Origin of the sequence: Alsobacter metallidurans (assembly GCF_014636935.1) — a bacterium.
Taxonomy (GTDB): domain Bacteria; phylum Pseudomonadota; class Alphaproteobacteria; order Rhizobiales; family Beijerinckiaceae; genus Alsobacter; species Alsobacter metallidurans.
On record NZ_BMES01000002.1, the window covers coordinates 1,208,392 to 1,234,922 of the forward strand.

The following is a 26,531-nucleotide window of genomic DNA, read 5'->3' on the forward strand; positions in this document are numbered from 1 at the left end:
AAGTCGCGGCGGTCTGAACACCCCGGGCGCCTCGCGCCTACTCGCCGCGCTCGCCGCGCAACTTGCGCCACCACTCCATGCGCTTGCCGACCTCACGCTCGAACCCGCGCTCCACGGGCTCGTAAAACTGCTGCCGTCCCAGCTTGTCCGGCCAGTAATCCTGGCCCGAGAAGGCGTCCGGCTCGTCATGGTCATAGCGGTAGCCGGCGCCGTATTCCTCCTGCTTCATCAGCTTGGTGGGCGCGTTCAGGATGGTTTTTGGCGGCGTGAGCGAGCCGTGCTCCTTGGCGGTGCGCAGCGCAGCCTTGTAGGCCTTGTAGACGGCGTTCGATTTGGGCGCCGTCGCCAGATAGACGGTGGCCTGCGCGAGCGCGAGTTCGCCCTCCGGCGAGCCGAGATAATCGTACGCGTCCTTGGCCGCATTGCAGATCACGAGCGCCTGCGGGTCGGCCAGGCCGATGTCTTCCACCGCCATGCGGACGAGGCGGCGGCCGATGTAGAGCGGGTTCTCGCCGGCGTCGAGCATGCGGGCCAGATAGTAGAGCGCCGCGTCCGGGTCGGACCCCCGCACGGTCTTGTGCAGCGCGCTGATAAGGTTGTAGTGCCCGTCCTGGCCCTTGTCGTAGATCGGGGCGCGGCGCTGCACAATCCGCGACAGGCCGACGGCGTCGAAGTTTTCGCCGGGTTTGGCGGCTCGCCAGATTTCCTCTGCGAGCGTCAGGGCCGCGCGCCCGTCCCCATCCGCCATGCCGACCAGCGCCACCCGGGCGTCTTCGTCCAGCGGCAGCTTGCGGCCTTCGACCTCCTCGGCGTGGGCGAGCAGCCGCGCGACGGCGTCCTCGTCCAGCGACCGGAACGTCAGGACCCGCGCGCGGGACAGCAGCGCCGCGTTGAGCTCGAAAGATGGATTTTCGGTGGTGGCGCCCACCAGCGTGATGGTTCCGTCTTCCATCACGGGCAGGAAGGCGTCCTGCTGCGAGCGGTTGAACCGGTGGATCTCGTCAACGAACAAAAGCGTGCCGCGCCCGGTGGAGCGACGTCCACGTGCGGCCTCGAACACCTTCTTGAGGTCGGCGACGCCGGTGAAGATCGCCGAGATCGGCTCGAAATGCAGCGTCGTCTCATGCGCGAGCAGCCGCGCCACGGTGGTCTTGCCGGTGCCGGGCGGCCCCCAGAAGATCAGCGATCCGAGCGAACCCGACTCGATGAGCCGCGTGAGGGCGCCGTCGGCGCCGACCAGATGGTCCTGGCCGACGACCTCGCCCAGCATGGTCGGCCGCAGCCGGTCGGCCAGCGGCCGGGGCGCGCCTTTCTCCAGGCCAGCGGCTTCAAAGAGGTTGGACATCATGCAGAGATAACGACGACGGACGGCGTGCGCCAGCGCGGCGTCAGCCGCCTACCGCCGTGGTCAACACCTCACCGGCGCGCTGCACCACCAACTTCCAGTAGTACTGCCGCGGCTTGGCTAACTTCTCGAGGTCACGCGTCGTTGCGACCTTGTTCTCGTCGACCTCCAGGATGACATCGCCCTTCTTGAGGCCGAGTTCGGCCGCGGGGGAGCCCTGCGCGATGTCGGCGACGATCACGCCATTGACGCCGATTTCGGCTGACAATTCCTCAGCGACAGCCGGCGAGGCATTCATCACCGTGGCGCCGGCGAGCGGCCAGCGGCCCTTCAGGACGACGGTGTCGCGCGGACGGGTTTCCGGGGCCACGCTGAGCTTGACCGGAACCGTCAGCTTCTTGCCGCCACGCAGCACGGTAAGCGTCGCCGTCCCGCCAAGCGGCTTCGTTGCGAAACGAAAGCCGAAGCCGTCCGGATCGTCGACCTCCTGCCCGTCAACGGAAAGGATTACGTCGCCCGCCTTCAGCCCCGCTTCGGAGGCCGGGCTCTTGTCGACCACCGAAGCGACCAGCGCTCCGATCGGACGATCGAGCCCAAGGCTCTCGGTGAGATCAGACGAGACGGCCTGCAGCTTGCCGCCGAACCAGGGACGTCGCACGCTCTTGCCACCGCTGCGGGCCGACGCGACCACGACTTTGACCATGTTGGACGGAATTGCGAAGCCGATGCCATGGCTGCCGCCCGACTGCGAGAAGATGGCCGTGTTGACGCCGATGAGCCGGCCGTTGACATCCACAAGAGCGCCGCCGGAGTTGCCCGGGTTGATGGCCGCGTCTGTCTGAATAAAGAACTGGTAGTCGGAGACACCGACCTGCGTGCGCGCTAGCGCCGACACGATGCCGGACGTCACCGTTTGGCCGACGCCGAATGGATTGCCGACCGCCAGCACGAGGTCGCCGACCTCCAGCGCGTCGGAATCGCCAAGATCCAGCGCCGTGAAGGGCTCGGACGATTTGATCTTCAGGATGGCCAGATCAGTTCGGGGGTCGCGCAGAACGATATCCGCCTCGAACTCCCGCTTGTCAGACAGTGCGACCTTCACCTCCGTCATTCCCTCGATGACGTGCTGGTTGGTGACCACGAAGCCGCTGGAATCCACGATCACGCCCGAGCCAAGCGAGCGCTGCGTCCGCTCGCGCGGCGCGCCCTGGTCGCCCCCGCCAAAGAACCGGCGGAAAAACGGATCGTCCATCAACGGATTGCGCGGCATCTTTTCCACGCGGCTCGCATAGACGTTGACGACCGCCGGCTTCACCCGGTGAACGAGCGGCGCGAAGCTCATCTTCATCTGCGCCTGCGTATCCGGGATACGGCCCTGCGGCGCGATCGTCTGGCCTTGGGCGCCTCCGGCCGCCACGCCAAGCGCCGCCAGCGCGAGCAGGGCCTTGATCATCGTGCGCATCGGCTGCTTCCCGTCCAGGGTTGATGGTGAGCCGGATATAGCGAGGCGCCCGGCCGGGAGAAAGGGTGTTGGCGCATACCGCGCGACCCCATCCGAACGCAAACGGGCGGCCAAAGGCCGCCCGTGAACGTGTCAATGAATGGAGAGGCGCTTACGCGGCTTCTTCCACCGTCTCGGTCAGCATGCTCGGGCCCGAATCCTGGCCGCGGGCGTCGACGTCGCGATCCACGAACTCGATTACCGCCATGTCCGCGTTGTCGCCGAAGCGGAAGCCGGCCTTCATGATGCGCGTGTAGCCGCCCGGACGCTCCTTGTAGCGCGGGCCCAGCACGTCGAAGAGCTTCTTGACGAGCTGTACGTCCTTGATCTGCGCGATCGCCTGGCGGCGGGCGTGCAGGTCGCCGCGCTTGCCGAGCGTCACCAGCTTCTCGATGACTGGACGCAGGTCCTTGGCCTTCGGCAGCGTGGTGATGATCTGCTCGTGCTTGATCAGAGCCTGGCACATGTTCGCAAACATGGCCTTGCGGTGCTCGGCCGAGCGGTTGAACCGGCGGCCCCTAAATCCATGGCGCATAGGATCTCTCCTTGATAATTCGGCCGCCGTGCCACGGGTCGGCCGTCTTCATTATGGGTCAGGCGACGGTTGATCCGTCGCCCGCCCGGCAGAACGGTTGGCTCAGTAGTGCTCTTCGAAGCGCTTGGCCAGCTCTTCGATGTTCTCCGGCGGCCAGCCGGCGATTTCCATGCCGAGATGCAAGCCCATGCCGGCGAGCACTTCCTTGATCTCGTTCAGCGACTTGCGGCCGAAGTTCGGGGTGCGGAGCATCTCCGCCTCGGTCTTCTGGATCAGGTCGCCGATGTAGACGATGTTGTCGTTCTTCAGGCAGTTCGCCGAACGGACCGAAAGCTCCAGCTCGTCGACCTTCTTGAGCAGCGCCGGGTTGAAGGCGAGCTCCGGCATCGCGGTCTTTTCTTCCTCGCGACGCGGCTCCTCGAAGTTCACGAACACTTCGAGCTGGTCCTGAAGGATGCGGGCGGCGTAGGCCACCGAATCCTCAGGCGACACGCCGCCGTTGGTCTCAACGACCAGCGTCAGCTTATCATAGTCGAGGATCTGGCCCTCGCGGGTGTTCTCGACGCGGTAGCTGACCTTCTTGACGGGCGAGTAGAGGCTGTCGACCGGGATCAGGCCGATCGGCGCGTCTTCCGGACGGTTGCGGTCGGCCGCAACGTAGCCCTTGCCCATCTTGACCGTGAACTCCATGCGGATCTCCGCGCCCTCGTCGAGGGTGCAGATCACGAGCTCGGGGTTCAGGATCTGGCAATCGCCAGGGGTCTGGATGTCGCCGGCCTTGACCTGGCCGGGGCCCTGCTTGCGCAGCGTCAGGCGCTTCATGCCCTCGGCCTGCATCTTGATCGAGATCGCCTTGATGTTCAGGACAATGTCGGTGACGTCCTCACGCACGCCCGGAATGGACGAGAACTCGTGCAGCACGCCGTCGATATGGACGGAGGTGATCGCCGCGCCCTGGAGCGAGGAGAGGAGGATGCGGCGCAGGGCGTTGCCGAGCGTCACGCCAAAGCCGCGCTCGAGCGGCTCGGCCACGAGCGTGGCCACCCGCTTGCCGTCGTCGCCCGGAGTGACTTCGAGCTTGCCCGGCTTGATCAGGTCTTGCCAATTCTTCTGGATCACGGGTGTTGTCCCTCATGAAAGAGCGCGAGGCATATCGGTCCGTCGACCCTGGCCCCGCGTTCACGATGACGCATGGAAACGTCTCCCCGGCCCGTCGGACGGGGAGACGCAGACGTTTCAAGTGTCAGACGCGACGACGCTTGCGCGGACGGCAGCCGTTGTGAGGAATCGGCGTCACGTCGCGGATGGAGGTCACCGTGAAGCCGGCGGCCTGCAGCGCGCGCAGCGCCGACTCACGGCCCGAACCCGGACCCGTGACTTCGACTTCAAGGGTGCGCATGCCGTGCTCGGCGGCCTTGCGGCCTGCGTCCTCGGCGGCCACCTGGGCGGCGTACGGGGTCGACTTGCGCGAGCCCTTGAAGCCCATCATGCCGGCCGACGACCAGGCGATGGTGTTGCCCTGCGCGTCCGTGATCGTGATCATCGTGTTGTTGAACGAGGCGTTCACGTGAGCGACGCCCGACACGATGTTCTTGCGTTCGCGACGACGAACGCGTGTTGCTTCCTTGGCCATGGTCTTGATCCTTCTTGCGCGCCCGTCATGCCAGGCGCTCGGGATGGAGGTGGTCGGGAATTCGGACCGCGAGCCTTCAGGCTCGCAGCCCTCCATGGATTGCGAACCTTAAGGCTCGCGGTCCAGATCGGGATCAGGCGGCCCGAAGGCGCCCGAGAATTACTTCTTCTTGCCGGCGATCGGCTTGGACTTGCCCTTGCGGGTGCGCGCATTGGTGTGCGTGCGCTGGCCGCGGACCGGCAGGTTGCGGCGATGGCGCAGGCCGCGGTAGCAGCCCAGATCCATCAGGCGCTTGATGTTCATCGCCACTTCGCGGCGAAGATCGCCCTCGACCGTGTAGTCGCGGTCGATCATCTCGCGGATCTGAAGAACTTCGTTGTCGGTCAGCTGCGCGACGCGGCGCTCGGCTGGGATGCTGAGTGCGGTGGTGATCTCCTCGGCCTTCCGCGCGCCGATGCCGTGGATGTACTGAAGAGCGATCACGACGCGCTTGTTCGTCGGGATGTTGACGCCTGCGATACGTGCCATTTCGGCCGTCTCCATGTTGCCGGGCTCGCGCCCGTTTCAGGGCTCTCGCCCCGGCCGGGGTTTCCCCGGCGGTTGATGTTCCGCGCGTCCGGTGGAGGCCGGCCCCTGCGCGGTTGGCTTCACAAACAAACAGACCCCCGCCGCCCCGCCGGGAGGCCTCGGGAGTCCAATTCGTGAAACCGGATGAACGGGTGGTTAGGGGATCGGGCCGGCGGTGTCAAGCAAAGCTGACCTAGCCGGCGAGGCCCTACCCTCCAATCGCGTCCTTCACGGCCTGCGTGACGCTGTCGATCGGCTGCATGCCGTCGATGCGCTTCAGACGGTTCGTCTCCTCGTAATAGGGAGAGACGACGGCGGTGTCGCGGTTGTAAGCCGCGAGGCGGGTCTTGAAGACCTCCGGGTCATCGTCCTTGCGCACCGGCAGGCCGGCCGCGGCCGTCTCCTCGGCGCGCTTGACGATGCGGTGCACCAGCGCGTTCTGGTCGACGACGAGCTCCACCACAGCGTCGAGCTTGAGGCCCTTCGCCTCGAGCATCTGGTCCAGGGCTTCGGCTTGCGCGACCGTGCGCGGGAAGCCGTCAAGGATGAAGCCCCGCTTGGCGTCCGCCTCTTCGATGCGATCGGCCACGATGCCGATCACGATGTCGTCCGAGACCAGCCCGCCCGACTCCATCACCGCCTTGGCCTTGAGGCCTATCGGCGTCTCCGCCGAAACCGCCGCGCGCAGCATGTCGCCCGTCGAGAGCTGGGGAATGCCCAGCCGCTCCACCAGCCGCACAGCCTGAGTGCCTTTGCCCGCCCCCGGCGGCCCCAACAGAATCAATCTCAACGACGCCTCCCCCGCAGCTTCGCCTTCTTCACCAAGCCCTCATACTGATGGGCCAAGAGATGGCCGTGGACCTGCGCCACGGTATCCATCGTCACGCTCACCACAATGAGAAGCGACGTGCCACCGAAATAGAACGGCAGAGCGAATTGCGAAATCAGCAGTTCGGGCAACATGCAGATGATGACGAGGTAGCCGGCGCCCAGAACCGTGATGCGGGTCAGCACCTTGTCGATGAAATCGGCCGTGCGCTCGCCGGGCCGGATGCCCGGGATGAAGCCGCCATGCTTCTTCAGGTTGTCCGCGGTCTCCTGCGGGTTGAACACGATCGCGGTGTAGAAAAACGCGAAGAAGATGATCAGCGCCGCGTAGGCTAGCATGAACAGCGGCCGGCCATGGCCGAGATAGGCGGACACATTGGCGAGGAAGCCGGTTCCGCCCTGCTGGGCCGAGAAGCCCGCGATGGTGGTCGGAAGCAGCAGCAGCGACGACGCGAAGATCGGCGGGATGACGCCCGACGTGTTGAGCTTCAGCGGCAGGAACGAGGTCTGCCCCTCATAGACGCGGTTGCCGACCTGGCGCTTCGGATAATTGATCAGCAGCCGGCGCTGCGCCCTCTCCATGAACACGATGAAGGCGATCACGGCCGCCGACATCACCAGCACGCCGAGGATCAGCAGGGTCGAGACCGCGCCCTGCCGGCCGAGCTCGAGGGTGCCGACGATCGCGGAGGGCAACTCGGCGACGATGCCGGCGAAGATGATCAGCGACGAGCCGTTGCCGATGCCGCGCGCCGTGATCTGCTCGCCGAGCCACATCAGGAACATGGTGCCACCGACCAGCGTGATGGTGGTCGAGACCTCGAAGAACAGGCCGGGATCGGCAACCACGTTGCCCGAGCCCTGCAGGCCCTTGGCGATCCCGTAGGCCTGGAACGTCGCGAGCACGACCGTGAGGTAGCGCGTGTACTGGTTGATGATCTTGCGGCCGCCCTCGCCTTCCTTCTTCAGCGCTTCCAGGCTCGGGACGATGGACGTCAGCAGCTGGATGATGATGGAGGCCGAGATGTACGGCATGATGTTCAGCGCGAAGATCGCGAGGCGGCCCACGGCGCCGCCGGAGAACATGTTGAACAGCCCCAGCACGCCCTGCTGCTGCTGCTTGAAGATGTCGTTCAGCGCATCGATGTTGATGCCCGGCAGCGGGATGTAGGTGCCGAGCCGATACACGATCAGGGCGCCCAGCGTGAACCAGATCCGCTTCTTGAGCTCGTCGGCCTTCGCCAGGGCTCCGAAATTCAGGTTCGCTGCAAGCTGTTCAGCCGCGGATGCCATACTGCGCTCCGATATCGGAAAGGAGTGGGGACACGCGGCCCCCGAAAATGCAAACGCCGGGCGATGCGGACATGGTCCGCCGCCCGGCGATCTCAATCACGAGCTGATCCTAGATAGGATCAGGCCGCCGATTCCGCCACGGCGGCCGCGAGGATCTTCAGCGATCCCCCAGCCTTCTCGATGGCGGCCTGCGCCGACTTCGACGCGCCGAACACTTCGAAGGAGAGCGTCGTGGTGAGCTCGCCCATGCCAAGGATCTTCACGCCGTCGCGCGGCTTGGAGACCACGCCGGCGGCGACGAGCGCCTCGACGGTGACAGGCTGGCCGGCGTCAAGCTTCTTGGCGTCAACCGCTTCCTGGATCCGGCCGAGGTTCACCTCGTTCAAATCGTTGGAGAAGGGGTTCCAGAAGCCGCGCTTGGGCAGGCGACGATAGAGCGGCATCTGGCCGCCCTCGAAGCCCTTTACGGCGACGCCGGTGCGGGCCTTCTGACCCTTCACGCCGCGTCCGCCGGTCTTGCCCTTGCCGGAGCCGATGCCGCGTCCAACGCGCATACGGCCCTTCTTGGCGCCTTCGTTATCGGAGATTTCGTTGAGCTTCATGGTCCGCGCTCCTCACTCGACGACGCGCACGAGGTGCTTGACCTTCTCGATCATGCCGCGCACCGAAGGGGTGTCGGTCAAGGTCGAGCGGCGGCGGATCTTGTTCAGCCCGAGGCCCACAAGGGTCGCACGCTGCGACGCCTCGCGACGGATCGGGGAACCGGTCTGTTCGACCGTTACGGTCTTGTCAGCCATGGATGCCTCCCCTTACGCGTCGGCGCCGGCGCCGTCAGAATCGCCGCGGCGAGCCTGGAGGACGCTGACCTTGAGGCCGCGGCGAGCCGCGACCGAACGCGGCGAATCTTCGCTCTTGAGAGCGTCGAAGGTCGCGCGGACGAGGTTGTAGGGGTTTGACGAGCCGAGCGACTTCGACACGACGTCGTGCATGCCGACGGCCTCGAAGACGGCGCGCATCGGGCCGCCCGCGATGATGCCCGTGCCGGCCGGAGCCGCGCGCAGGATCACCTTGCCGGCGCCATGGCGGCCGGCGACGTCGTGATGCAGGGTCCGGCCCTCGCGCAGCGGCACGCGGATCAGCGCGCGCTTGGCGGCTTCCGTAGCCTTGCGGATGGCTTCCGGCACTTCGCGAGCCTTGCCGTGGCCGAAGCCGACGCGGCCCTTCTGATCGCCGACGACGACGAGAGCGGCGAAACCGAAGCGACGGCCGCCCTTCACCACCTTGGCGACGCGATTGATGTGGACGAGGCGGTCGACGAATTCGGAATCGCGCTCTTCGCGATCCCGGCCGCCCTGACGCCCGTGGGGTTCTCTAGCCATTGTGTCTCTCTCACTTGCGCGGACGAACCCTCCGGGCCCGCCGCTCGCTCGATTGATGGTCGCACCCTTTACAGGGCCCGACGGCGGAAGGCCACCCTCTTCGGGTGGCCATCGCGCATTTCTCGATGAAGATCACTGGCCGCGCCATGGGCGCAGCCCGCGGATCAGAAGTCCAGACCGCCTTCGCGGGCCGCCTCGGCGAGCGCCTTGACGCGGCCGTGGTACATGTAGGAGCCGCGGTCGAACACGACCTGCTCGACGCCCGCAGCCTTGGCGCGCTCGGCGACGAGCTTGCCCACGGCGGCGGCGGCCGAGATGTCGGCGCCCGTCTTCAGGCCCGACTTGACGTCCTTTTCCATCGTCGAAGCCGCCGCGAGGGTGACCCCGTTCGCGTCGTCGATGACCTGGGCGTAGATCTGCTTGGAAGAGCGGAACACCGACAGGCGCGGACGCCCGCTGGAGACCTTCTTAAGGGAACGGCGCACACGAGCCAGACGGCGCTCGGCGGCCTTGATGTTCTTAGGCATGGCCGATCCTTACTTCTTCTTGCCTTCCTTGCGGAAGATGAACTCGCCCGAGTAACGAACGCCCTTGCCCTGGTAGGGCTCCGGACCGCGGAAGTCGCGGATCTCGGCGGCGGTCTGTCCCACGCGCTGCTTGTCGATGCCCGTGACGACGATCTCCGTCGGCTTGGGCGTCACGATCGCGATGCCGGCCGGGATTTCGTAGTCAATGTCGTGGCTGTAGCCGAGCGACAGCTTCAACACCTTGCCGGCGACCGCGGCCTTGTAGCCCACGCCGGTGATGTCGAGCTTCTTCTCGTAGCCCTTGCTCACGCCCTCGATGAGGTTCGCGACCTGCGAGCGGGACATGCCCCACATCGCCCGGGCGCGCTTCGTCTCGGTGCGCGGCGTGACCGAGATCGCGCCGTCGTCCAGTGTGACGGTGACGTCCTCGGGCGCCAGGAAGGACAGTTCGCCCTTCGAGCCCTTGACCTTCACCAGGTTGCCGTCGAGGCTGGCCGTAACACCGGCCGGCACCGCAACGGGCTTCTTTCCAATACGAGACATTGTGGTCTCCCCGTGACTGCGTTGCGCCTGAAGCCGATCAGAAGACCGTGCAGAGCACTTCGCCGCCGACGTTCTTCTCCCGGGCCTCATGATCGGCCATGACGCCCTGCGGCGTGGAGATGATCGTGATGCCGAGGCCATTGGCCACGCGCGGCATCGCGTCGACTGCGGAGTACACGCGACGGCCAGGCTTCGACACGCGAGCGATTTCGCGGATCACCGGGGCGCCGTCGAAATACTTGAGCTCGATCTCGAACTCCGTACGGCCGTTGCCGTACTCGGTCGTCGAATAGCCGCGGATGTAGCCTTCCGACTGCAAGACGTCGAGAACGCGCGCGCGGAGCTTGGAGCCGGGCGTGTTCACCGAGCCCTTGCGGCGCAGCTGGGCGTTACGGATGCGGGTGAGCATGTCACCAACGGGATCATTGATCGCCATGGTCGGTCCTCCTCACCAGCTCGACTTGGTCAGACCCGGGATCACGCCCTGCGAGCCGAGCTCGCGCAGCGCAATGCGGGACATCTTCAACTTGCGATAATAGGCGCGCGGACGGCCCGTCACCTCGCAGCGGTTGCGCACGCGGGTCGGGTTCGCGTTGCGCGGCAGCTCGGCGAGCTTGAGGCGCGCCTCGAAGCGCTCCTCCATGGACTTGGACTCGTCGTTCGCGACTTCGAGAAGGCGCGTCCGCTTGCCCGCGAACTGCTTCACGAGGCGCATGCGGCGCTTGTTCTTCTCGACAGAGCTCTTCTTGGCCATCTGTTTCTCCTGGTTTCCGCGTTTAAGAGCGAGCTCTTACTGCCGGAACGGGAAGTTGAAGGCGCGCAGCAGGGCGCGAGCCTCGTCGTCGGTCTTGGCGGTGGTGCAGACGATGATGTCCATGCCCCACACGGCCTCGGCCTTGTCGTAGTTGATCTCCGGGAAGATGATGTGCTCCTTGATGCCCATCGCGTAGTTCCCCCGGCCGTCGAACGACTTGGGGTTCAGGCCCCGGAAGTCGCGGACGCGCGGCAGGGCGATGTTTACGAGACGGTCGAGGAACTCGTACATCCGCACCTTGCGGAGCGTCACCTTGGCGCCGATCGGCATGTTCTCACGGACCTTGAAGGTCGCGATCGCCTTGCGGGCCTTGGTGATCACCGGCTTCTGGCCGGCGATCAGGGCGAGATCGGCCGCGGCCGACTGCACCTTCTTGGTGTCCTGGGTGGCTTCGCCGACACCCATGTTCAGCACGACCTTCTCGATGGTCGGCACTTCCATGATGTTCTTGTAGCCGAACTCCTCGATGAGCTTCGGCCGCACCACTTCGGCGTAGATCTTGCGCAGGCGGGGCTCGTCGCCCGCAATGTTCACGTTAGCCATCGATCAGATCTCCCGAACGCTTGGCGAAACGCACCTTGCGCCCGTCCTCGAGCACCTTGAAACCAACCCGGGTCGGCTTGCCGTCCTTCGGGTCGACAACCGCGAGGTTCGACAGGTGGATGGTCGCCTCTTTCGAGATGATCCCGCCTTCCTGGTTCGCGGTCTGGCGCTGATGCTTCTTCACCAGGTTGACGCCGCGCACGATGGCCCGGGTCTCCTTGGGCATCACCTGCACGACTTCCCCAGTCTTGCCCTGGTCACGGCCGGTGATGACGACGACCTTGTCGCCCTTCTTGATCTTCGCGGCCATCACAACACCTCGGGCGCGAGTGAGATGATCTTCATGTGGTTCTTGGCGCGGAGCTCGCGGGGCACCGGTCCGAAGATGCGGGTGCCGATCGGCTCCTTCTGGTTGTTGATCAGCACGGCCGCATTGCGGTCGAAGCGGATCACCGAACCGTCGGGACGCTTGATGTCCTTCGCGGTGCGCACGACGATCGCCTTCATGACGTCGCCCTTCTTCACGCGGCCGCGCGGAATCGCCTCCTTCACGGAAACGACGATGACGTCACCAACTCCAGCGTACTTGCGCTTGGAGCCGCCGAGGACCTTGATGCACATCACACGACGGGCGCCCGAATTATCGGCGACGTCGAGATTCGTCTGCATCTGGATCATGGTCTTGATCCTTTCTGTGTCTCAGACCGGTTTCCGGCGATCTCAGGCTCGCCGGACTTCGCCTGACGGGGATCTGCGTCCCCCGTTTGTGCGTGCTTCCAAGAGCATTTTTCCGCGCCGAAGGGAACCCCTCAGCGCGGCGAAATGTCAGGAAAATCGGATTTAGTTTTAGGACGCGGTCGCGGTGTCGACCACGATCCAGGTCTTCAGCTTCGAGATCGGCTTCGATTCCTCGATACGGACCTCGTCGCCAGTCTTGTACTTATTGGATTCGTCGTGAGCGTGATAGTTCTTCGTCCGCCGCACCGTCTTCTTGAGAAGCGGATGCGTGAAGCGGCGTTCCACCTTCACGACGACGGTCTTGTCCTGCTTGTCGCTGACGACGACGCCCTGCAGAATGCGCTTCGGCATCGGTCTCTCCTCAAGCCTTGCCAGCTTCGGCCAGCTTCGCAGCCGCCGTGGTCTTGATCCGCGCGATGTCGCGACGGACCTCCTTGATGCGGCCCGTGTTCTCCAGCTGGCCGGTGGCCTTCTGGAAACGCAGGTTGAACTGCTCTTTCTTCAGCTTCAGGAGCTCGTCCTGGAGCTGGTCCTTCGACATCGCAGTGAGGTCGGAGAGCCTCTGCTTCTGTTTCATGTCGCCCTCCTTACTCGGCGATGCGCTGGATGAAGCGCGTCTTGATCGGCAGCTTCGCGGCCGCCAAGGTCAGCGCCTCGCGAGCCGTGTCGACCGGCACGCCGTCGATCTCGAACATGATGCGGCCGGGCTTGACGCGGCACGCCCAGAATTCGGGAGCGCCCTTGCCCTTACCCATACGCACTTCGGTCGGCTTCGACGACACCGGAACGTCCGGGAACACGCGGATCCAGACGCGACCAGCGCGCTTCATGTGACGGGTGAGCGCACGGCGGGCGGCCTCGATCTGGCGAGCCGTCACGCGCTCCGGTTCCATGGCTTTCAGGCCGAACTGGCCGAAGTCCAGGTTCGTTCCGCCCTTCGCAGCGCCGCTGATGCGACCCTTGAACTGCTTGCGGAACTTGGTCTTCTTGGGCTGAAGCATTTCTGTGTTTCCTCAACCAATCCGTCAGGCCGCGTGATCGCGGCGACCGCCGGACCGCTGGCCACCCTCGTCGGCCATGCGCTTGTCCTGAGCCATCGGGTCGTGCTCGAGGATCTCGCCCTTGAAGATCCACACCTTGATGCCGCAGGTGCCGTAGGTGGTGAACGCCGTCGCCACTCCGTAGTCCACGTCCGCACGCAGCGTGTGCAGCGGAACGCGGCCCTCACGGTACCATTCCTGGCGCGCGATTTCGGCGCCGCCAAGGCGGCCGGAGCAGTTGATGCGGATGCCCTCGGCGCCCAGACGCATCGCCGACTGAACGGCGCGCTTCATGGCGCGGCGGAACGCCACGCGACGCTCGAGCTGCTGGGCGATCGAGTCGGCCACCAGGGTGGCGTCGACCTCGGGCTTGCGCACCTCGACGATGTTGATGACGACCTCAGAGTGGGTCATCTTGGTGACCGACTTCCGCATCTTCTCGATGTCGGCGCCCTTCTTGCCGATCACGACGCCCGGACGAGCCGAGTAGATCGTGACGCGGCACTTCTTGTGCGGGCGCTCGATGACGATCTTCGAGATCGCGGCCTGCTTCAGCGACTTCATCAGCGCCTTGCGGATCGCGATGTCCTCGTGCAGCAGACGGCCGTACTCGCCCTTGCTGGCGACCCAGCGGCTGTCCCACGTGCGGTTGACGCCGAGGCGCAGGCCGATCGGATTGACCTTCTGACCCATCTGTCTCTCCTCAGGCCTTGGCTTCGGTTTCGCGCACGATGATCGTGAGGTTCGAGAAAGGCTTCTCGACACGACCGGCGCGACCGCGGGCGCGGGCGTGGAAGCGCTTCATCACCAGCGCCTTGCCAACGAAGGCCTGGGAGACGACGAGATCGTCGACGTCCAGGTCATGGTTGTTCTCGGCGTTCGCGATGGCGCTCTCCAGGCACTTCCGGACGTCCTTGGCGATGCGCTTCCTCGAGAATTCGAGGTCAGCGAGCGCCGTGGCGACCTTCTTGCCCCGGATGAGACCGGCGACCAGGTTCAATTTCTGCGGCGACACCCGGAGCATCCGGGCGACGGCCTTCGCTTCATTATCCGGAAGCGCGCGGGGTGTTGCAGCCTTGCCCATGGCTTAGCGCCTCTTGGCCTTCTTGTCCGCCGCATGCCCGTAGAAGGTACGGGTAGGCGCGAACTCGCCGAACTTGTGGCCGACCATCTCCTCGGAAACATTCACCGGGATATGCTTCTGGCCGTTGTAGACGCCGAAGGTGAGGCCGACGAACTGCGGCAGGATCGTGGAACGACGGCTCCAGATCTTGATCACCTCTGAGCGGGTCGAGGCCCGCGCGGCATCCGCCTTCTTCAGGAGGTAACCGTCGACGAACGGGCCCTTCCAAACGGAACGAGTCATCGTGGACCCCCTTACTTCTTCTTACGGGCGTGGCGGGACGACACGATGAAGGTGTCGGTCCGCTTGTTCGAACGCGTCTTCTTGCCCTTGGTCGGCTTGCCCCAGGGCGTGACCGGATGCCGGCCGCCCGAGGTGCGGCCTTCGCCGCCGCCGTGCGGATGGTCGATCGGGTTCATGGTCACGCCGCGGTTGTGCGGACGCCGGCCGAGCCAACGCTGACGACCGGCCTTGCCGATCGAGGTGTTCATGTGATCGGGGTTCGACACCGCGCCGACGGTCGCGAAGCAGCCGCCATGGATCAGCCGCTGCTCGCCCGAGTTCAGGCGAACGATGACGTAACCCTGGTCGCGGCCCACGATCTGGGCGTAGGTGCCGGCCGAACGCGCCATCGCGCCGCCCTTGCCGATCTTCATTTCCACGTTGTGCACGATCGTGCCCACCGGGATGTTGCCGATCGCCATGGCGTTGCCGGGCTTGATGTCGGCCTGCTCGGCCGAGATCACCTCGGAACCCACCGCCAGGCGCTGCGGCGCCAGGATGTAGGCGACCGTGTCGTCGGCGTAGCGCAGCAGGGCGATGAAGGCCGTGCGGTTCGGATCGTACTCGATCCGCTCCACCTTGGCCGCCATGCCGAGCTTCTCGCGACGGCGGAAGTCGACGATGCGGTAGGTCTGCTTGTGGCCACCGCCGCGGAAGCGGACGGTGATGCGACCCGTGTTGTTGCGGCCGCCCGCGGAAGACTTGCCCTCGGTCAGCGTCTTGACCGGCTTGCCCTTGTAGAGCTCGCTGCGGTCGACGATGACGAGCTGGCGAAGGCTCGGCGTAGTCGGCTTGAAGGTTTTGAGCGCCATTGTTCCTTACCTCTCGCTCAAAGCCCGGTCGTGACGTCAATCGACTGGCCATCGGCCAGGGTCACGACGGCCTTCTTCACGTCCGACTGCGTGCCGACCGTGCCCTTGAAACGCTTCACCTTGCCCTTGCGGACCAGCGTGTTCACGGCCTCGACCTTCACGTCGAAGAGCTTCTCGACCGCCGCCTTGATCTGCGGCTTCGAGGCGTCCTTGCGAACCTTGAAGACAACCTTGTTCTGCTCGGACTGGTTGGTCGCCTTTTCGGTGATCACCGGGCCGAGAATGATGTCGTAGTGACGCGGATCGGTGCTCATTTGAAGCGCGCCTCCAGCGCGTCGACAGCAGCCTTGGTCAGCACGAGCGTGTCGCGCCGCAGGATGTCGTAGACGTTGATGCCCTGGATCGGGAGGACATCGATGTTTGGGATGTTCCGCGCAGCGAGCGCGAAGTTCTGGTTCAGCTCGGCGCCGTCGATGATCAGCGCGTTGCCGAGACCCATGGCGGCGAAGCGATCGCGCAGCGCCTTGGTCTTCGGCTCGGCCACGGAGGCCTGGTCGACGACCATGATGCCGCCGTCCCGGGCCTTGGCCGAGAGAGCGTGGCGAAGCGCCAGCGCACGCACCTTCTTGGGCAGGTCGTGCTCATGCGAGCGAACAACCGGACCAAAGGCGCGACCACCGCCGCGGAACTGCGGCACGCGGGCCGAGCCGTGGCGGGCATTGCCGGAGCCCTTCTGCTTGTAGAGCTTCTTGCCGGTCCGCCAGATCTCGGCGCGACCCTTGGTCTTGTGAGTGCCGGCCTGCCGCTTGGCGAGCTGCCACAACACGTAACGCTGGATCAGGTCCTGGCGCGGCTCGAGACCGAAGATCTCGTCCGAAAGCTCGACCGAGCCGGCGTCGCCGCCCTCGAAGTTCTTGATATCGAGCTTCATCACGCGTTCTCCTGACCTTCGGTCGCGGGAGCCGCCGTCTCGGAGCCGTTCGGAATCCGGAACGCGCCGGGCTTGGGAGCTTCGGCCGGGAGAGCGCGCTTAACCGCGTCCCGCACGAAGATCCAACCACCCTTGACGCCCGGAACCGCGCCCTCGACGAGGATCAGACCGCGCTCGACGTCCGTCTGCACGACACGCAGGTTCTGCGTGGTCACGCGCTCGACGCCGAGATGACCGCCCATCTTCTTGTTCTTGAACGTCTTGCCGGGATCCTGGCGACCGCCCGTCGAACCCAGCGAGCGGTGCGAGACCGACACGCCGTGGGTGGCGCGAAGGCCGCCGAAGTTCCAGCGCTTCATGCCGCCGGCGAAGCCCTTACCCGTTGTGGTGCCCGTCACATCGACGAACTGGCCAGCGACGAAGTGGTCCGCCGTGATTTCGGCACCCACCGGGATCAGCGTGTCCGTGGACACGCGGAACTCGACGAGCTTGCGCTTCGGCTCCACCTGGGCGATCGCGAAGTTGCCGCGCTCCGCCTTGGAGACGTTCTTGACCTTGGCCATGCCGGCGCCGACTTGCAGCGCGGTATAACCGTTCTTGTCCTCCGTCCTGTGCCCGACCACCTGACAGTGGTCCAGCTTGAGGACGGTGACCGGCACATGTTCACCTGCATCCGTGAAGATGCGGGTCATGCCGAGTTTCTGGGCGATGACGCCTGACCGCATGGTGTGGTCCCCGTGTCCCGCTCTGGCCTTAGAGCTTGATCTCGACATCGACGCCGGCCGCCAGGTCGAGCTTCATCAAAGCATCGACGGTCTGGGGGGTCGGGTCGAGGATGTCGAGCACGCGCTTATGGGTGCGGATCTCGAACTGCTCACGCGACTTCTTGTCGACGTGCGGTGAGCGGTTCACTGTGAATTTCTCGATACGCGTCGGAAGGGGAATGGGCCCCCGCACCTGCGCTCCGGTCCGCTTTGCAGTCGAGACGATCTCACGAGTCGACGAGTCGAGCACGCGATGATCGAACGCCTTGAGGCGGATTCGGATGTTTTGGCCGTTCATTGTCGTCTGCCCTCGGGCTGATCCCGTGCGGATGGTCGGCGCGCTCGCGAGGTCGCGAACGCGCCCTTATCGTTACGCGATGATGGTGGCCACCACGCCGGCGCCGACGGTGCGGCCGCCTTCACGGATGGCGAAGCGCAGCTTCTCCTCCATGGCGATGGGCGCGATCAGCTCGACTTCCATGGTGACGTTATCGCCCGGCATCACCATCTCGGTGCCCTCGGGCAGCTTCACCATGCCGGTCACGTCCGTGGTGCGGAAGTAGAACTGCGGCCGGTAGTTGGTGAAGAACGGGGTGTGGCGACCGCCCTCCTCCTTGGTCAGGATGTAGGCTTCGGCCGTGAACTTCGTGTGCGGCTTCACCGAGCCGGGCTTGGCCAGAACCTGGCCGCGCTCGACTTCCTCGCGCTTCGTGCCGCGCAGCAGGCAGCCGACATTGTCGCCCGCCTCGCCCTGGTCCAGCAGCTTGCGGAACATTTCCACGCCCGTGACCGTGGTCTTGATCGTCGGCTTCAGGCCGATGATCTCGATTTCCTCGCCGACCTTCACGACGCCGCGCTCGATGCGCCCCGTCACCACGGTGCCGCGGCCCGAGATCGAGAACACGTCTTCCACCGGCATCAGGAACGGCTGGTCCTTGGGACGCTCCGGCTGCGGGATGTAGCTATCCACGGCCTGCATCAGCTTCAGGATCGCGTCATGGCCCACGGCCTTGTCGCCGTTGTCCAGCGCCACCTTGGCCGAGCCCTTCACGATCGGGATGTCGTCGCCCGGGAAGTCGTACTTCGACAGAAGCTCGCGCACTTCCATCTCGACGAGCTCGATGAGCTCCTCGTCGTCCACCAGGTCGACCTTGTTCATGAACACCACCAGCGCCGGAACGCCGACCTGGCGGGCGAGCAGGATGTGCTCGCGCGTCTGCGGCATCGGGCCGTCGGCGGCCGACACCACCAGGATCGCGCCGTCCATCTGCGCCGCGCCCGTGATCATGTTCTTCACGTAGTCGGCATGGCCGGGGCAATCCACATGCGCGTAGTGGCGCGCCGTGGTCTCGTACTCCACATGCGCGGTCGAGATCGTAATGCCGCGCGCCTTCTCTTCCGGCGCCTTGTCGATCTGGTCATACGCCGTGAACGTGGCGCCGCCCGTCTCGGCCAGAACCTTCGTGATCGCCGCCGTCAGCGACGTCTTGCCGTGGTCGACGTGACCAATCGTGCCGATGTTGCAGTGCGGCTTCGTCCGCGCGAATTTTTCCTTGGCCATGGCCGTGCTCCGTGGATCCGAAGAGAAGAGATGGGCGAGCTGTTCAGGGGTATGCGGTTAGGCGTACTTGGCCTGGACCTCGGCGGCGATGGCCGAGGGAACCTGCTCGTAGTGATCGAATTGCATCGTGTACGAGGCGCGCCCCTGGCTCATCGAGCGAAGGGTGTTCACGTACTGGAACATGTTGGCGAGCGGCACCATGGCGTTGATCACGACGGCGTTGCCGCGCATGTCCTGCCCCTGGATCTGCCCGCGACGCCCTGTGAGATCGCCGATGACCGAGCCGGTGTAGTCTTCCGGCGTCACGACCTCGACCTTCATGATCGGCTCAAGCAGCACCGGTCCGCCCTTCTGGAGGGCCTCACGGAACGCCGCGCGGGACGCGATTTCGAAGGCCAGGGCCGACGAGTCGACGTCGTGGTAGGCGCCGTCGACCAGCTCCACCTTCACGTCCACCACCGGGAAGCCGGCGAGCGGCCCCGAGTTCATGACGCTGTCCAGGCCCTTCTCGACGCCGGGGAGATACTCCTTCGGCACCGCGCCGCCGACGATCTTCGAGACGAACTCGAAGCCCTTGCCGACTTCGTTGGGCTGAACCACGAACTTCACGCGGGCGAACTGGCCCGTGCCGCCGGTCTGCTTCTTGTGGGTGTAGTCGATCTCGTACTTCTTCGAGAGCGTCTCGCGGTACGCCACCTGGGGGGCGCCCACATTCGCGTCGACCTTGTAGGTGCGGCGCAGGATGTCGACCTTGATGTCGAGATGCAGCTCGCCCATCCCCTTGAGGATGGTCTGGCCGGACTCGAAGTCCGTGGACACGCGGAACGACGGGTCCTCGGCGACGAGCTTGGCCAGGGCCACGCCCAGCTTCTCCTGGTCAGCCTTAGACTTCGGCTCGATCGCCATCTCGATCACGGGCGCAGGGAACTCCATGCGCTCGAGGATCACGGCCTTGTTCATGTCGCAGAGCGTGTCGCCCGTGCGGGTGTCCTTGAGGCCAGCCATCGCGACGATGTCGCCGGCGTAAGCCTCCTTGATGTCTTCGCGGTTGTTCGCATGCATCAGCAGCATGCGGCCGATCCGCTCCTTCTTGTCCTTGGTCGAGTTCAGCACGGTCGTGCCGGACTCGATCTTGCCGGAGTAGATGCGGCAGAACGTGATGGTGCCGACGAAGGGGTCGTCCATGATCTTGAACGCGAGCAGCGAGAAGGGCTCGTCGTCCGAAGCGGTGCGAACCGTCTCTTCCTCGGTCTTGAAGTCGATGCCCTTAATGGCTTCGCGGTCGAGCGGCGAAGGCAGGTAGTCGACAACCGCGTCGAGCAAGGGCTGCACGCCCTTGTTCTTGAAGGCCGAGCCGCACAGCACCGGGTTCCACACGCGGCCGACGACCGCCTTGCGGATCAGCGACTTCAGGGTCGCCTCGTCCGGCTCCTGGCCGTCCAGGTAGGCCGCCATGGCGTCGTCGTCGAGCTCGACGGCGGCCTCGACCAGCTTGAAGCGGTATTCCTTGGCCTTGTCGGCGAGGTCAGCCGGGATCTCTTCGTCGTGGAACTTCGCGCCCAGGCCCTCGTCTTCCCAGACAACCGCCTTCATGCGCACCAGGTCGATGATGCCCTTGAAGTTGTTCTCGGAGCCGATCGGCAGCTGGATGCAGACCGGCTTGCCGGCCACGCGGGTGACGATCTCGTCGACGCAGTTGTAGAAGTCCGCGCCGATCTTATCCATCTTGTTGACGAACACGATGCGCGGCACGTTGTACTTGTCGGCCTGACGCCAGACCGTCTCGGTCTGCGGCTCGACGCCCTGGTTGCCGTCCAGCACGCAAACGGCGCCGTCCAGCACGCGCAGCGAACGCTCCACCTCGATGGTGAAGTCGACGTGCCCGGGGGTGTCGATGATGTTCAGGCGCTTGCCGTTCCAGAACGTCGTCGTGGCCGCCGACGTAATGGTGATGCCGCGCTCCTGCTCCTGCTCCATCCAGTCCATCGTCGCGGCGCCTTCGTGCACCTCGCCGATCTTATGGGACTTGCCGGAGTAGTAGAGGATCCGCTCAGTCGTGGTCGTCTTCCCGGCATCAATGTGGGCCATGATGCCGAAATTACGATAGTCCTCGATGGCGTGAATGCGCGGCATTGTCGTGTGTCCTGGTGTCTTGCCGAAAGGTCGCCGTTACCAGCGGTAGTGCGAGAAGGCGCGGTTGGCTTCCGCCATCCGGTGCGTGTCTTCGCGCTTCTTGACGGCGTTGCCACGGTTGTTCGAGGCGTCGATCAGCTCTGAGGAGAGGCGATCAACCATCGTCTTGTCGTTGCGGGACCGGGCAGCCTGGATGAGCCAGCGGATCGCGAGAGCCTGACGGCGCTCCATGCGAACCTCGACCGGAACCTGGTAGGTGGCGCCGCCGACGCGGCGGGACCGAACTTCGATCGCCGGAGCGACGTTCTCGAGCGCCTGCTTGAAGGCGGCGAGCGGATCAGTCTTCAGCTTGGTCTCGACGATTTCGAGAGCGCCATAGACGATCTGCTCGGCGACCGACTTTTTGCCGTCGTACATGATCGAATTCATGAACTTGGTGACGACCAGATCGCCGAACTTGGGATCGGGGATGATTTCACGCTTTTCAGCGCGGTGACGACGCGACATGTCCGGGTCTCCGTCGGATTACTTCGGCCGCTTCGCGCCGTACTTCGAACGGCGCTGCTTGCGGTTCTTGACGCCCTGGGTATCCAGCACGCCGCGGATGATGTGGTAGCGCACGCCCGGCAAGTCCTTCACGCGGCCGCCACGAATGGCTACGACGGAATGTTCCTGCAGGTTATGGCCTTCGCCGGGGATGTAACCGATGACTTCGAAGCCATTCGTGAGACGGACCTTCGCGACCTTGCGGAGCGCGGAGTTCGGCTTCTTCGGCGTCGTCGTATAGACGCGCGTGCACACACCACGCTTTTGCGGGCTCGCCTCGAGGGCCGGAACCGTGTTCCGGGCCTTCACGGGGCTCCGCGGCTTGCGGATGAGCTGGCTAATGGTCGGCATCGTTTGCTCGTTCCAGTCCAGGCTAGGCCAGTCCAGGCCAAGATATGAGCTTTCGCTCGGTTGAATTCCTTCGCGGTGCGCGAGTGACCGCGCAAAACGAATCCGCGCCTTCGGCGAGTTCGCCGGGGGCGCGTTGCTTTCCAGAGGACCACGGCTCGCGCCGCGATCGTGAACCAAAGCGACTTTTCAGTCGGTGATGGTCGAGCAGGGTATCGATCCCTTGGGTTCCGCGCGAGACGCGCTGGAACAACGGGATTGACCGGCTGCTCAGCAAGTCCGCGGGTTCTACTCGTAGAGTCGGGCGCCGTCAACCCCGCGGTGACTCAATTTGAGACGGCGCCTAGACTTTCCGCATGGCAGGGGCGAGCTCGCGGCCCGCTCTGCCCGGCGACGAACAAAAAGGCCGCCCGGAGGCGGCCTTTTCGCATGATTGTTGCTGGCGGGCGCTTACTCGGCCGCCTGCGGACCTTCCAGGGCCGGCACATTCGCGGGCGCCGGAGTCTGCGATTCCGTCGCCTGTTGGGCCAGGATCATCTCGTCGCGTCGAGTCGCGACTTCCTTGAGTCGGCTCATCATGGCGCCCGTGCCCGCCGGGATAAGGCGGCCCACGATGACGTTCTCCTTGAGGCCGGCGAGGTCGTCGGTCTTGCCGTTGACGGCCGCTTCCGTGAGGACGCGGGTGGTCTCCTGGAACGACGCGGCCGAGATGAACGACCGGGTCTGGAGGCTCGCCTTGGTGATGCCGAGGAGCACCGGGTGGCCGGTAGCCGGGCGCTTGCCGTCGGCCACGAGCTTCACGTTGACCTCGTCCATCTCGACCTTGTCGACCTGCTCGTTGGCCAGGTACTCCGACTCGCCCGGATCGTCGATCTCAACCTTCTGCAGCATCTGGCGAACGATCACCTCGATGTGCTTGTCGTTGATGTTCACGCCCTGCAGCCGGTAGACCTCCTGGATCTCGTTGACCAGGTAAGCCGCGAGTTCCTCGACGCCCTTCACCGCAAGAATGTCGTGCGGGGCCGGGTTGCCGTCGACGATGTAATCGCCCTTCTCGACGACGTCGCCGTCCTGAAGGTAAATGTGCTTGCCCTTGGGGACGAGATACTCGACCGCCTCGGAACCGTCGGACGGCGTGAGCGAGATCCGCCGCTTATTCTTGTAGTCGCGGCCGAACATGATCGTCCCCGACTTCTCGGCGATGATCGCGGCCTCCTTCGGACGACGCGCCTCGAACAGCTCCGCCACGCGCGGCAGGCCGCCCGTGATGTCGCGGGTCTTGGCGCTCTCCATCGAGATACGGGCCACGATGTCGCCTGCCTTGATGGTCTGGCCCGGATCGGCCGCGATGATCGCGTCGACCGGCAGCAGGTAGCGCGCCTCGCCGCCGCGCGGCAGCTTCAGCACCTTGCCCTTGCCGTCCTGCAGCGTGATCGCGGGACGAAGATCCGCCGAGCGGGTGTTGGTCCGCCAGTCGGTGACGACGCGCTTGGTGATGCCCGTCGACTCGTCGGCGGTCTCCATCACGGAGGCGCCTTCCACCAGATCCTCGTACGCGATGACGCCGTCCACCTCGGTCACGATCGGCCGGGTGTAGGGGTCCCACTCGGCGATGCGCTGACCGCGCTTGATGGAGTCGCCCTCGTCGATCTTCAGGCGAGCGCCGTACTGGATGCGGTGAACCGCACGCTCGGTGCCGTCCGCGCCGACGATCACGACCGCGATGTTGCGGGCAATCGCGATCAGCTCGCCTTCCGAGTTCCGCGCCACGTTGCGATTGCGCATCCGCACCGTGCCCTCAAAGTTGGACTCGATGAAGGACTGGTCCGCAATCTGCGCCGCGCCGCCGATGTGGAAGGTGCGCATGGTGAGCTGGGTACCCGGCTCGCCGATCGACTGCGCCGCGATGACGCCGACCGCCTCGCCCATGTTGACGGGCGTTCCACGGGCCAGATCGCGCCCGTAGCAGGTGCCGCACACGCCGTTGGCGGTCTCGCAGGTGAGAACCGAACGGATCTTCACCTCCTGAATGCCGGCGGCGTTGATCCGGTCGATGTGCCACTCCTCGATCATCGTGCCCTTGGGGACGATGACCTCGCCGGCGCGATCCACAAGGTCCTCAGCCGCGGTGCGCCCCAGGATGCGGGTCGCCAGCGACGCGACCACCTGGCCGGCGTCGATGATGGCGCGCATGCGGATGCCGTTGTCGGAGCCGCAATCCCGCTCAGTGATGATCGAGTCCTGCGCCACGTCGACGAGACGACGGGTGAGGTAACCCGAGTTCGCGGTCTTCAAGGCCGTATCGGCGAGGCCCTTACGGGCTCCGTGCGTCGAGTTGAAGTACTCGAGCACGTCCAGGCCTTCCTTGAAGTTCGAGATGATCGGCGTCTCGATGATCTCGCCCGACGGCTTGGCCATGAGGCCGCGCATCGCCGCGAGCTGCTTCATCTGCGCGGGCGAGCCACGGGCGCCGGAGTGCGACATCATGTAGATGGAGTTGATCGGCTTGGTGCGGCCGTTCTCGTCCTTCTGCACGGCCGAGATGCGGCCCATCATCTCCTGCGCGAGACGGTCCGAGCACTTGGCCCAGGCGTCCACGACCTTGTTGTACTTCTCGCCCTGCGTGATCAGGCCGTCGTTGAACTGCTGCTCGTAGTCCTTGGCGAGCGTCCGGGTCTCGTCGACGATCTCCCACTTGTTCTCCGGCACCACCATGTCGTCCTTGCCGAACGAGATGCCGGCCTTGAACGCGTTGGTGAACCCGAGCTGCATCGTGCGATCGCAGAAGATGACCGTCTCCTTCTGCCCGCAGTTGCGGTAGACGGTGTCGATCATGTTCGAGATTTCCTTCTTGGTCATGAGCTTGTTCACGACGTCGAAGGTCACCTTGCCGTGCTTGGGCAGGAGCTGCCCAAGCATGGCGCGGCCGGGCGTGGTGTCGTAGATCTTGGAGTAGGGCTTGCCCTCGTCGTCGACCGACGAGTAGCGATACTTGATCTTGGCGTGCACGGTCACGGCCTTGGCCGCGATGGCGTGCTCGATCTCGCCCATCTCGGCGAACATCATGCCCTCGCCCGGCTCCTTGTCGGAGATCAGCGAGAGGTAATAGAGGCCGAGCACGATGTCCTGCGACGGCACGATGATCGGCTGGCCGTTCGCCGGGTGCAGGATGTTGTTGGTCGACATCATGAGGACGCGCGCTTCCAGCTGCGCCTCGAGCGACAGCGGGACGTGCACGGCCATCTGGTCGCCGTCGAAGTCGGCGTTGAACGCGGCGCAGACCAGCGGATGCAGCTGGATCGCCTTGCCTTCGATCAGCGTCGGCTCGAATGCCTGGATGCCGAGACGATGCAGCGTCGGCGCCCGGTTCAACATCACCGGGTGCTCACGGATGACCTCGTCCAGGATGTCCCAGACTTCCGGCTTCTCCTTCTCGACCAGCTTCTTGGCCTGCTTTACCGTGGCCGAGAGGCCCTTCGCGTCGAGGCGCGAATAGATGAACGGCTTGAACAGCTCGAGCGCCATCTTCTTGGGCAGGCCGCACTGGTGCAGCTTCAGCTCGGGACCAACCACGATCACCGAACGACCCGAGTAGTCGACGCGCTTGCCGAGCAGGTTCTGGCGGAAGCGGCCCTGCTTGCCCTTTAGCATGTCGGCGAGCGACTTCAGCGGACGCTTGTTGGCGCCCGTGATCACGCGGCCGCGGCGGCCGTTGTCGAACAGCGCGTCGACAGCCTCCTGCAGCATGCGCTTCTCGTTCCGGATGATGATGTCCGGAGCGCGCAGCTCGATCAGCCGCTTGAGGCGGTTGTTACGGTTGATGACGCGGCGGTAGAGATCGTTGAGGTCCGACGTCGCGAAGCGGCCGCCGTCCAGCGGGACGAGCGGGCGCAGGTCCGGCGGGATCACCGGAACGACGGTCAGGATCATCCACTCGGGCTTGTTGCCGGAGTCGATGAAGGCCTCGATGATCTTCAGGCGCTTGGCGAGCTTCTTGGGCTTCAGCTCGGTCTTGGAAGCCGCGATCTCGACGCGCAGGTCGGCCGCGGTCTTCTCGAGGTCGAGCGAACGCAGGATCTCGCGGATCGCCTCGGCGCCGATCAAGGCCGTGAACGAATCCTCGCCGTACTCGTCCTGGGCGCGCAGGTACTCTTCCTCGTTCAGGAGCTGATGCTCCTTGAGCGGGGTGAGGCCGGGCTCGATGACGACGTAGTTCTCGAAGTACAGGATGCGCTCGAGGTCCTTGAGCGGCATGTCCAGCAGCAGGCCGATGCGCGACGGCAGCGACTTCAGGAACCAGATATGCGCCACCGGGGCGGCGAGCTCGATGTGGCCCATGCGCTCGCGGCGCACGCGCGACAGTGTGACCTCGACGCCGCACTTCTCGCAGATGACGCCCTTGTACTTCATGCGCTTGTACTTGCCGCACAGGCACTCGTAGTCCTTGATCGGACCGAAGATGCGCGCGCAGAACAAGCCGTCACGCTCGGGCTTGAACGTCCGGTAGTTGATGGTCTCGGGCTTCTTGATCTCGCCGAAGGACCACGACAGGATCTTCTCGGGGCTCGAGATCGAGATCTTGATCTGATCGAAGGTCTGAGGCTGAGCCACGGGGTTGAAGAGATTCATGACCTCTTGATTCATCGCCGTCTCCTGGCTCTGCGGCCTATCCCAGCGGCTTCCGCGGGACGATGCCGGAAAAAATCATAGGACGCCGAGCGACCGTTCGCCGGGCGGTGCGGCGC

34 protein-coding genes are annotated in these 26,531 nt (G+C 65.0%); all 34 read right to left on the minus strand.

The window, feature by feature from the left end:
• Nucleotides 1-37: 37 nt before the first annotated feature.
• Nucleotides 38-1,345: a replication-associated recombination protein A gene (locus IEV99_RS16010; RefSeq protein ID WP_188519698.1), complete on the minus strand. Its 1,308-nt coding sequence runs from the start codon at nt 1,343-1,345 to the stop codon at nt 38-40.
• Nucleotides 1,346-1,388: 43 nt separating this feature from the next.
• A complete protein-coding gene (locus tag IEV99_RS16015) occupies nt 1,389-2,807 on the minus strand; it encodes a DegQ family serine endoprotease (RefSeq protein ID WP_188518748.1) in 1,419 nt (472 codons plus the stop codon).
• 151 nt (nt 2,808-2,958) lie between these two features.
• Entirely contained in the window at nt 2,959-3,381 is a 423-nt protein-coding gene (gene rplQ, locus IEV99_RS16020) for a 50S ribosomal protein L17 (protein WP_188518749.1), read from the minus strand.
• A 102-nt stretch (nt 3,382-3,483) separates the two neighbouring features.
• Nucleotides 3,484-4,500: a DNA-directed RNA polymerase subunit alpha gene (locus IEV99_RS16025; protein ID WP_188518750.1), complete on the minus strand. Its 1,017-nt coding sequence runs from the start codon at nt 4,498-4,500 to the stop codon at nt 3,484-3,486.
• A gap of 124 nt (nt 4,501-4,624) precedes the next feature.
• The gene (rpsK, locus tag IEV99_RS16030; protein ID WP_188518751.1) at nt 4,625-5,014 is read right to left on the minus strand and encodes a 30S ribosomal protein S11; all 390 of its coding nucleotides are present in this window, start codon (nt 5,012-5,014) and stop codon (nt 4,625-4,627) included.
• Between the two features lie 159 nt (nt 5,015-5,173).
• A complete protein-coding gene (rpsM, locus tag IEV99_RS16035) occupies nt 5,174-5,542 on the minus strand; it encodes a 30S ribosomal protein S13 (RefSeq protein ID WP_188518752.1) in 369 nt (122 codons plus the stop codon).
• A gap of 247 nt (nt 5,543-5,789) precedes the next feature.
• On the minus strand, nt 5,790-6,371 hold the full coding sequence (locus IEV99_RS16040; RefSeq protein WP_188518753.1) for an adenylate kinase: 582 nt from the start codon (nt 6,369-6,371) through the stop codon (nt 5,790-5,792).
• Nucleotides 6,368-7,702, minus strand: coding sequence for a preprotein translocase subunit SecY (gene secY, locus IEV99_RS16045; protein WP_188518754.1), 1,335 nt, complete (start codon nt 7,700-7,702; stop codon nt 6,368-6,370). The genes IEV99_RS16040 and secY overlap by 4 nt, the downstream gene beginning before the upstream one ends.
• A 119-nt stretch (nt 7,703-7,821) precedes the next feature.
• Complete coding sequence (gene rplO / locus IEV99_RS16050) at nt 7,822-8,304, minus strand: 50S ribosomal protein L15 (protein ID WP_188518755.1); 483 nt, start codon at nt 8,302-8,304, stop codon at nt 7,822-7,824.
• 12 nt (nt 8,305-8,316) lie between these two features.
• Nucleotides 8,317-8,499, minus strand: coding sequence for a 50S ribosomal protein L30 (gene rpmD, locus IEV99_RS16055; RefSeq protein ID WP_188518756.1), 183 nt, complete (start codon nt 8,497-8,499; stop codon nt 8,317-8,319).
• Between the two features lie 12 nt (nt 8,500-8,511).
• Nucleotides 8,512-9,081 carry a 30S ribosomal protein S5 gene (rpsE, locus tag IEV99_RS16060; protein ID WP_188518757.1) on the minus strand — a complete coding sequence of 190 codons (570 nt, stop codon included), beginning with the start codon at nt 9,079-9,081 and terminating at the stop codon, nt 8,512-8,514.
• Nucleotides 9,082-9,245: 164 nt separating this feature from the next.
• Nucleotides 9,246-9,608, minus strand: coding sequence for a 50S ribosomal protein L18 (gene rplR / locus IEV99_RS16065; protein WP_188518758.1), 363 nt, complete (start codon nt 9,606-9,608; stop codon nt 9,246-9,248).
• 9 nt (nt 9,609-9,617) lie between these two features.
• Complete coding sequence (gene rplF / locus IEV99_RS16070) at nt 9,618-10,151, minus strand: 50S ribosomal protein L6 (RefSeq protein ID WP_188518759.1); 534 nt, start codon at nt 10,149-10,151, stop codon at nt 9,618-9,620.
• A gap of 37 nt (nt 10,152-10,188) precedes the next feature.
• Nucleotides 10,189-10,587 carry a 30S ribosomal protein S8 gene (gene rpsH / locus IEV99_RS16075; protein ID WP_188518760.1) on the minus strand — a complete coding sequence of 133 codons (399 nt, stop codon included), beginning with the start codon at nt 10,585-10,587 and terminating at the stop codon, nt 10,189-10,191.
• Between the two features lie 12 nt (nt 10,588-10,599).
• Nucleotides 10,600-10,905: a 30S ribosomal protein S14 gene (gene rpsN / locus IEV99_RS16080; RefSeq protein WP_188518761.1), complete on the minus strand. Its 306-nt coding sequence runs from the start codon at nt 10,903-10,905 to the stop codon at nt 10,600-10,602.
• Nucleotides 10,906-10,941: 36 nt separating this feature from the next.
• Entirely contained in the window at nt 10,942-11,508 is a 567-nt protein-coding gene (gene rplE, locus IEV99_RS16085; protein ID WP_188518762.1) for a 50S ribosomal protein L5, read from the minus strand.
• Nucleotides 11,501-11,818, minus strand: a complete 318-nt coding sequence (rplX, locus tag IEV99_RS16090) for a 50S ribosomal protein L24 (protein ID WP_188518763.1) — start codon at nt 11,816-11,818, stop codon at nt 11,501-11,503. Before rplX ends, rplE begins: the two co-directional genes overlap by 8 nt.
• Nucleotides 11,818-12,186 carry a 50S ribosomal protein L14 gene (rplN, locus tag IEV99_RS16095; protein WP_188518764.1) on the minus strand — a complete coding sequence of 123 codons (369 nt, stop codon included), beginning with the start codon at nt 12,184-12,186 and terminating at the stop codon, nt 11,818-11,820. The genes rplX and rplN overlap by 1 nt, the downstream gene beginning before the upstream one ends.
• Nucleotides 12,187-12,354: 168 nt before the next feature.
• Nucleotides 12,355-12,597: a 30S ribosomal protein S17 gene (gene rpsQ, locus IEV99_RS16100; protein ID WP_188518765.1), complete on the minus strand. Its 243-nt coding sequence runs from the start codon at nt 12,595-12,597 to the stop codon at nt 12,355-12,357.
• Between the two features lie 10 nt (nt 12,598-12,607).
• Nucleotides 12,608-12,823: a 50S ribosomal protein L29 gene (gene rpmC / locus IEV99_RS16105; protein WP_188518766.1), complete on the minus strand. Its 216-nt coding sequence runs from the start codon at nt 12,821-12,823 to the stop codon at nt 12,608-12,610.
• 10 nt (nt 12,824-12,833) lie between these two features.
• Nucleotides 12,834-13,247 carry a 50S ribosomal protein L16 gene (rplP, locus tag IEV99_RS16110; RefSeq protein ID WP_188518767.1) on the minus strand — a complete coding sequence of 138 codons (414 nt, stop codon included), beginning with the start codon at nt 13,245-13,247 and terminating at the stop codon, nt 12,834-12,836.
• Nucleotides 13,248-13,271: 24 nt separating this feature from the next.
• On the minus strand, nt 13,272-13,979 hold the full coding sequence (rpsC, locus tag IEV99_RS16115) for a 30S ribosomal protein S3 (protein WP_188518768.1): 708 nt from the start codon (nt 13,977-13,979) through the stop codon (nt 13,272-13,274).
• Nucleotides 13,980-13,989: 10 nt separating this feature from the next.
• Nucleotides 13,990-14,370, minus strand: a complete 381-nt coding sequence (gene rplV / locus IEV99_RS16120) for a 50S ribosomal protein L22 (RefSeq protein WP_188518769.1) — start codon at nt 14,368-14,370, stop codon at nt 13,990-13,992.
• A gap of 3 nt (nt 14,371-14,373) precedes the next feature.
• The gene (gene rpsS, locus IEV99_RS16125) at nt 14,374-14,652 is read right to left on the minus strand and encodes a 30S ribosomal protein S19 (RefSeq protein WP_188518770.1); all 279 of its coding nucleotides are present in this window, start codon (nt 14,650-14,652) and stop codon (nt 14,374-14,376) included.
• 11 nt (nt 14,653-14,663) lie between these two features.
• A complete protein-coding gene (rplB, locus tag IEV99_RS16130) occupies nt 14,664-15,503 on the minus strand; it encodes a 50S ribosomal protein L2 (RefSeq protein WP_188518771.1) in 840 nt (279 codons plus the stop codon).
• 17 nt (nt 15,504-15,520) lie between these two features.
• The gene (locus IEV99_RS16135; RefSeq protein ID WP_188518772.1) at nt 15,521-15,817 is read right to left on the minus strand and encodes a 50S ribosomal protein L23; all 297 of its coding nucleotides are present in this window, start codon (nt 15,815-15,817) and stop codon (nt 15,521-15,523) included.
• A complete protein-coding gene (gene rplD, locus IEV99_RS16140) occupies nt 15,814-16,434 on the minus strand; it encodes a 50S ribosomal protein L4 (protein WP_188518773.1) in 621 nt (206 codons plus the stop codon). Before rplD ends, IEV99_RS16135 begins: the two co-directional genes overlap by 4 nt.
• Nucleotides 16,434-17,159, minus strand: a complete 726-nt coding sequence (gene rplC, locus IEV99_RS16145) for a 50S ribosomal protein L3 (RefSeq protein ID WP_188518774.1) — start codon at nt 17,157-17,159, stop codon at nt 16,434-16,436. The genes rplD and rplC overlap by 1 nt, the downstream gene beginning before the upstream one ends.
• Nucleotides 17,160-17,187: 28 nt before the next feature.
• Complete coding sequence (gene rpsJ / locus IEV99_RS16150; protein ID WP_188518775.1) at nt 17,188-17,496, minus strand: 30S ribosomal protein S10; 309 nt, start codon at nt 17,494-17,496, stop codon at nt 17,188-17,190.
• Between the two features lie 72 nt (nt 17,497-17,568).
• A complete protein-coding gene (tuf, locus tag IEV99_RS16155; protein ID WP_188518776.1) occupies nt 17,569-18,759 on the minus strand; it encodes an elongation factor Tu in 1,191 nt (396 codons plus the stop codon).
• Between the two features lie 57 nt (nt 18,760-18,816).
• Nucleotides 18,817-20,892: an elongation factor G gene (gene fusA / locus IEV99_RS16160; RefSeq protein ID WP_188518777.1), complete on the minus strand. Its 2,076-nt coding sequence runs from the start codon at nt 20,890-20,892 to the stop codon at nt 18,817-18,819.
• Between the two features lie 36 nt (nt 20,893-20,928).
• On the minus strand, nt 20,929-21,399 hold the full coding sequence (gene rpsG, locus IEV99_RS16165; RefSeq protein ID WP_188518778.1) for a 30S ribosomal protein S7: 471 nt from the start codon (nt 21,397-21,399) through the stop codon (nt 20,929-20,931).
• An 18-nt stretch (nt 21,400-21,417) separates the two neighbouring features.
• Nucleotides 21,418-21,789, minus strand: a complete 372-nt coding sequence (rpsL, locus tag IEV99_RS16170; protein ID WP_106340435.1) for a 30S ribosomal protein S12 — start codon at nt 21,787-21,789, stop codon at nt 21,418-21,420.
• A 447-nt stretch (nt 21,790-22,236) separates the two neighbouring features.
• Nucleotides 22,237-26,430, minus strand: coding sequence for a DNA-directed RNA polymerase subunit beta' (rpoC, locus tag IEV99_RS16175; protein WP_188518779.1), 4,194 nt, complete (start codon nt 26,428-26,430; stop codon nt 22,237-22,239).
• Nucleotides 26,431-26,531 lie beyond the last annotated feature (101 nt).

Excerpts from the sequence above, each read along its gene's own strand:
- IEV99_RS16010 (WP_188519698.1), bottom strand. The coding sequence starts at position 1,345 with ATGTCCAACCTCTTTGAAGCCGCTGGCCTGGAGAAAGGCGCGCCCCGG.
- IEV99_RS16015 (WP_188518748.1), bottom strand. The coding sequence starts at position 2,807 with ATGCGCACGATGATCAAGGCCCTGCTCGCGCTGGCGGCGCTTGGCGTG.
- rplQ (WP_188518749.1), bottom strand. The coding sequence starts at position 3,381 with ATGCGCCATGGATTTAGGGGCCGCCGGTTCAACCGCTCGGCCGAGCAC.
- rpsK (WP_188518751.1), bottom strand. The coding sequence starts at position 5,014 with ATGGCCAAGGAAGCAACACGCGTTCGTCGTCGCGAACGCAAGAACATC.
- rpsM (WP_188518752.1), bottom strand. The coding sequence starts at position 5,542 with ATGGCACGTATCGCAGGCGTCAACATCCCGACGAACAAGCGCGTCGTG.
- secY (WP_188518754.1), bottom strand. The coding sequence starts at position 7,702 with ATGGCATCCGCGGCTGAACAGCTTGCAGCGAACCTGAATTTCGGAGCC.
- rplO (WP_188518755.1), bottom strand. The coding sequence starts at position 8,304 with ATGAAGCTCAACGAAATCTCCGATAACGAAGGCGCCAAGAAGGGCCGT.
- rpmD (WP_188518756.1), bottom strand. The coding sequence starts at position 8,499 with ATGGCTGACAAGACCGTAACGGTCGAACAGACCGGTTCCCCGATCCGT.
- rpsE (WP_188518757.1), bottom strand. The coding sequence starts at position 9,081 with ATGGCTAGAGAACCCCACGGGCGTCAGGGCGGCCGGGATCGCGAAGAG.
- rplR (WP_188518758.1), bottom strand. The coding sequence starts at position 9,608 with ATGCCTAAGAACATCAAGGCCGCCGAGCGCCGTCTGGCTCGTGTGCGC.
- rplF (WP_188518759.1), bottom strand. The coding sequence starts at position 10,151 with ATGTCTCGTATTGGAAAGAAGCCCGTTGCGGTGCCGGCCGGTGTTACG.
- rpsH (WP_188518760.1), bottom strand. The coding sequence starts at position 10,587 with ATGGCGATCAATGATCCCGTTGGTGACATGCTCACCCGCATCCGTAAC.
- rpsN (WP_188518761.1), bottom strand. The coding sequence starts at position 10,905 with ATGGCCAAGAAGAGCTCTGTCGAGAAGAACAAGCGCCGCATGCGCCTC.
- rplE (WP_188518762.1), bottom strand. The coding sequence starts at position 11,508 with ATGGCTAACGTGAACATTGCGGGCGACGAGCCCCGCCTGCGCAAGATC.
- rplX (WP_188518763.1), bottom strand. The coding sequence starts at position 11,818 with ATGGCCGCGAAGATCAAGAAGGGCGACAAGGTCGTCGTCATCACCGGC.
- rplN (WP_188518764.1), bottom strand. The coding sequence starts at position 12,186 with ATGATCCAGATGCAGACGAATCTCGACGTCGCCGATAATTCGGGCGCC.
- rpsQ (WP_188518765.1), bottom strand. The coding sequence starts at position 12,597 with ATGCCGAAGCGCATTCTGCAGGGCGTCGTCGTCAGCGACAAGCAGGAC.
- rpmC (WP_188518766.1), bottom strand. The coding sequence starts at position 12,823 with ATGAAACAGAAGCAGAGGCTCTCCGACCTCACTGCGATGTCGAAGGAC.
- rplP (WP_188518767.1), bottom strand. The coding sequence starts at position 13,247 with ATGCTTCAGCCCAAGAAGACCAAGTTCCGCAAGCAGTTCAAGGGTCGC.
- rpsC (WP_188518768.1), bottom strand. The coding sequence starts at position 13,979 with ATGGGTCAGAAGGTCAATCCGATCGGCCTGCGCCTCGGCGTCAACCGC.
- rplV (WP_188518769.1), bottom strand. The coding sequence starts at position 14,370 with ATGGGCAAGGCTGCAACACCCCGCGCGCTTCCGGATAATGAAGCGAAG.
- rpsS (WP_188518770.1), bottom strand. The coding sequence starts at position 14,652 with ATGACTCGTTCCGTTTGGAAGGGCCCGTTCGTCGACGGTTACCTCCTG.
- rplB (WP_188518771.1), bottom strand. The coding sequence starts at position 15,503 with ATGGCGCTCAAAACCTTCAAGCCGACTACGCCGAGCCTTCGCCAGCTC.
- IEV99_RS16135 (WP_188518772.1), bottom strand. The coding sequence starts at position 15,817 with ATGAGCACCGATCCGCGTCACTACGACATCATTCTCGGCCCGGTGATC.
- rplD (WP_188518773.1), bottom strand. The coding sequence starts at position 16,434 with ATGAAGCTCGATATCAAGAACTTCGAGGGCGGCGACGCCGGCTCGGTC.
- rplC (WP_188518774.1), bottom strand. The coding sequence starts at position 17,159 with ATGCGGTCAGGCGTCATCGCCCAGAAACTCGGCATGACCCGCATCTTC.
- rpsJ (WP_188518775.1), bottom strand. The coding sequence starts at position 17,496 with ATGAACGGCCAAAACATCCGAATCCGCCTCAAGGCGTTCGATCATCGC.
- tuf (WP_188518776.1), bottom strand. The coding sequence starts at position 18,759 with ATGGCCAAGGAAAAATTCGCGCGGACGAAGCCGCACTGCAACATCGGC.
- fusA (WP_188518777.1), bottom strand. The coding sequence starts at position 20,892 with ATGCCGCGCATTCACGCCATCGAGGACTATCGTAATTTCGGCATCATG.
- rpsG (WP_188518778.1), bottom strand. The coding sequence starts at position 21,399 with ATGTCGCGTCGTCACCGCGCTGAAAAGCGTGAAATCATCCCCGATCCC.
- rpsL (WP_106340435.1), bottom strand. The coding sequence starts at position 21,789 with ATGCCGACCATTAGCCAGCTCATCCGCAAGCCGCGGAGCCCCGTGAAG.
- rpoC (WP_188518779.1), bottom strand. The coding sequence starts at position 26,430 with ATGAATCAAGAGGTCATGAATCTCTTCAACCCCGTGGCTCAGCCTCAG.